General features: G+C 27.3%; 4 protein-coding genes. 2 read left to right on the forward strand and 2 right to left on the reverse strand.

Annotated features, from left to right (window positions below):
* Nucleotides 1–297, reverse strand: a 297-nt coding sequence (locus L8X33_RS08440; protein ID WP_263670470.1) for a tetratricopeptide repeat protein, incomplete at its 3' end; no start/stop codon positions are given.
* A gap of 657 nt (nt 298–954) precedes the next feature.
* Here L8X33_RS08440 and L8X33_RS08445 point away from each other — a divergent pair.
* Both L8X33_RS08445 and L8X33_RS08450 read left to right on the forward strand, forming a co-directional pair.
* Nucleotides 955–1,542 carry an NYN domain-containing protein gene (locus L8X33_RS08445; RefSeq protein WP_263670472.1) on the forward strand — a complete coding sequence of 196 codons (588 nt, stop codon included), beginning with the start codon at nt 955–957 and terminating at the stop codon, nt 1,540–1,542.
* Between the two features lie 983 nt (nt 1,543–2,525).
* Nucleotides 2,526–3,563 (forward strand): replication initiation protein, encoded by a 1,038-nt coding sequence (locus tag L8X33_RS08450; RefSeq protein ID WP_263670473.1) that lies wholly within the window; start codon nt 2,526–2,528, stop codon nt 3,561–3,563.
* A 30-nt stretch (nt 3,564–3,593) separates the two neighbouring features.
* Here the strand turns inward: L8X33_RS08450 and L8X33_RS08455 are convergent.
* Nucleotides 3,594–3,803: tetratricopeptide repeat protein (locus L8X33_RS08455; protein ID WP_263670474.1), on the reverse strand; the 210-nt coding region annotated here is incomplete at its 5' end.

The following is a 3,803-nucleotide window of genomic DNA, read 5'->3' on the forward strand; positions in this document are numbered from 1 at the left end:
ATTACTAAATAAAGCACCAAGATTAAAGCAAGAATTTTTGTGTCCTAACTCACAAGCTTTTTTATGGTATTTTATTGATTGAGCATAACTTTGTGGCACACCCAATCCTTTGTGATATAAATCACCAAGTCCATAACAGGCTGCCTCTTGTCCTAAATCACAACCTTTTTTAAAATATTTTGATGCTTGATAGAAATCTAAATTTTCATATGCCTCAAAACCTAATTTAAAATAATCTTTTGCGTATGAATTACAAAAAAATACACATAATGCAAAAAGCATAAACATTCTTTTCATAAATCGAAAATCCTTTTTAACAAAAAACTCAATAAAATATTAGATATTGTAATGTTATTTATTTAAATATTTTTTAAAAGATAAAATCATTTTTGTGGATTTCATAAAAAATGCTTGGAAAATCTAAAAAATATAAATTTTCACTAAAATTTTTTTCGCATAGAATTTTTTTGAACGATATTTCTTGAAAAAAATTTTAGTGATTCCAAGAAAAAAATTTCTAATTTTTTATTTTTTTTCATAAATGAAAAAAATCAGTCTTTAAAGTGCCATTTTATCGCACTTTTGACTTAAATTACGCCGGTAAAGGCGGTTATCCTGCATTATTTCTGGAATTCAACTTTTTTTATTACCTTTTTTATTTGAACTTTTCTAATTTTTTTTGAACATTTCTTTTTAATTTTTCTGTTACATTTTTAATTTTATTTTTGCTTTTTTTGTTTTAGATATAATCAAAAAAATAAAAAAGGAAATTAAAAAATTCTTTTAGCGCAAAAAACAAAAAAAGAATTATAAAAGTTTAAATATTGCACAACATTTATCTCTAAAAAAACTTGACTTTTTGAATAAAAATTTATTAAAATACTTCTCATAATATTAAACTAAAGCCGATTTATATTTACTATGGCTTTAGTTTGCCAAATGAGAGGTGATGTCATGTCACAAAATCATCATTCAACTGCTATATTTGTTGATCTAGAAAATCTCAGATTAGCTGTAATTGAAAAGTTTGCCAAAAAGAATAGAAAATTTTTTGATTATAGCAACGAACCTCAAAAACTAGTTGATTTTTGCAATGCTTGTGTTTTTGGAAGTACTCAAGATAGCGACTTACAAGATTTATATAGAATTTTCTTTTATACAGCAAAACCACTTGATGATCATCCTAATAAGCAAAAAATATCCAATTTTCTTAACAACCTAGAAAGTTTAAACCATACAGCATTAAGATTGGGGAAGCTTGTTAGACGAGGCAATCTGATAGTTCAAAAACGAGTAGATATGTTATTAGGTATCGATATGGCAGAAATTTCCATTAAACGCTTCGTTAAAAAAGTTGTTTTGTTGGGTTATGATTCTGATATGTCTCCTGCACTAAAACTAGCAAGAACTAGTGGAGTACAAACTGAAATTGTTATTTTTGATGATTTAAAACAAAACATCGAGTTAAGTTTAAAAAAACATTGCGATACTATAAAAGTAGTTAATTTGCAATCGATATACAATCAAATCGGCATTATTTAATTCTTAATTAGAGAATACCACATAAAAAATTTTATCGAAAAACAACGACATTTTAGAGTTATATCTAGCTAGTCTAGGAAACCACAATAACACTTTTTAGCAAAATACAATCATATTCTTTCAAAAATAGCCCTAAAATCGATTTTTTTATTTAAAACGATATTTCTATTAAGTTTTTAATTTAAATTGATTTTTACCCCCATTTATGAAAGAATAAGCACTATTTTCTATTATCTCTAACAAAACGCACCTTATAGGTGCTATGTTTTGTGTAAATGGGGTGCGGGGTTGTGAAGTTGCCTAGAGCAACGAACGAACAAAAACCCCGCCCTAGTCATACTAGTTCTTTTAAGTTAATTAAAATTTCAATAACAAGATAAATAATTTTTATTATCTGTTCTATTATTTTTAATTTAAAACTCATTATTTCCTTTCAAAAATTTATTTGGTTTTTCAAAAAACCAAAGTATCTAAATATGACTATCTAGGTTTATAAATTTTTTTCTTTTTCTTTTTCTTTTTTTAGATATATTTTCTCGCGCGCGTTTTTTTATATATTTTTATATATTTTTATATATTTTTATATATTTTTAGGGGGCTTTCAAACGCCTATATGATGGGAGCTATCGAAATATTAAAACGGGAAATTGTAGGTATTAAAACGGGAAATTGTAGGTATTAAAACGGGAAATTGTAGGTATTAAAACGGGAAATTGTAGGTATTAAAACGGGAAATTGTAGGTATTAAAACGGGAAATTTATAATTATCCGTTAAAATATGCTATAATAAAAAATCCGCCTTGAGTTTTTACTCTTGGCGGAAATCCACTTATCAAAGGCATTAGAATGAAACAACATTCTAAGCGTTTTGTAAGATTATACATCAATTTCAAGCTTTTTAAGCTTAAAATCGAAGTATTTTTTTAACAAAACGCAGGGGCTTAGCCCCTAAGCCTTTTTTGTGGATACAAAAAAGGGGAAAGATGAGCGATATTGTCAAATATCATAACGACTTTAATAAAATTCAACTGCCTAGCTTTACAGAACAAGAGCAAAATCTTTTATTTTTAATCTTTGCAAAAATAAAAGAAAAAGGGATAGAAAACGAAATACAACTCTATGCGGATGATTTTAAAATCAATGAAAGACTTTCTAACTCAAGGGACTATCTTACAGATAACATCAATAGTTTAAAATACAAATTCTTTAAAGCAAATTTCAAACAAATCCTAGAAACAGAAACAGAAGTTATACATAGATATGTTAATTTATTTGAAACTATGGAAATTCATTATGTTAAAAGAAACCCTTACGATGGCTATGACACAAGCACTTTATTTAATAGAATGGCATTAAAAATTAATCCCGATTTTTCTTATTTAGTCAATCAGCTAACAACCAACTTTACATCTTTTGAATTAGCCGAATTTGTAGCATTAAGTGGAAAATACACAAAAACTCTTTATCGCCTTTTAAAACAATATAGAACAACTGGAAAAGCTTATTTTGAGTGGGAAAATTTTTTAAGAATTCTAGAGATACCTGAAAAAATGAGAATGTGCGATATTGACAAAGATATTTTAAAACCTGCTATAAAAGAACTTACAGCGGAACGCACCTTGTTTGATCAGGTGCGTATCCCTTTTAAAAATTTAGCTTTTGAGAAAAAGAAAATCAAAGCTAGGGGGCGGGGTGGAAAAGTTGTCGGTATTGAATTTACATTCAAGCCTGAAAATATAGAAATACAAAAAATCGAAAATGAAGCAATAGAAAATGCAAGCGATGAAGAAAAAATCTTAATCATTTGCAAGAACTTGTGTCAATCAAAAATTAGATTTAAATACGAAGAAAAAATCTATCAAAGCAACTCTTTTGATTTTTACGATTTTACTTTTAACACAGTGGAGTTGCAAGAAGATGAATTTGGAAATTTACTACCACACAATACTAGAATTTTCAAATGCGACAACAAAGAGCAATTTTTAAAAATGATCAAAAAGTTTTCTAAAGCTATAGTATAACTTTATTGTTTAGCTTTAAAATTGAGTAAATTATAAATCACTAAAAAATTTACAAGCTTTTTCGTGTCCAAATTTACAAGCTTTTTCAAGATATTTTAATGCTTGGTCATAATTTTGTAAAACACCTAGTCCGTTGGCATATATCAAAGCAACATTGTTACAAGCCTCATTATCCCCTAACTCACAAGCTTTTTTATGGTATTTTAATGCTTGAACATAACTTCGTTGAACACCGTCACC

Source organism: Campylobacter sp. CNRCH_2014_2849 (genome assembly GCF_025772845.1).
Classification (GTDB): domain Bacteria; phylum Campylobacterota; class Campylobacteria; order Campylobacterales; family Campylobacteraceae; genus Campylobacter_D; species Campylobacter_D lari_D.

Bases quoted from the DNA above. Each gene is read 5' to 3' on its own strand.
- L8X33_RS08445 (WP_263670472.1), top strand. From the start codon at position 955: ATGTCACAAAATCATCATTCAACTGCTATATTTGTTGATCTAGAAAAT.
- L8X33_RS08450 (WP_263670473.1), top strand. From the start codon at position 2,526: ATGAGCGATATTGTCAAATATCATAACGACTTTAATAAAATTCAACTG.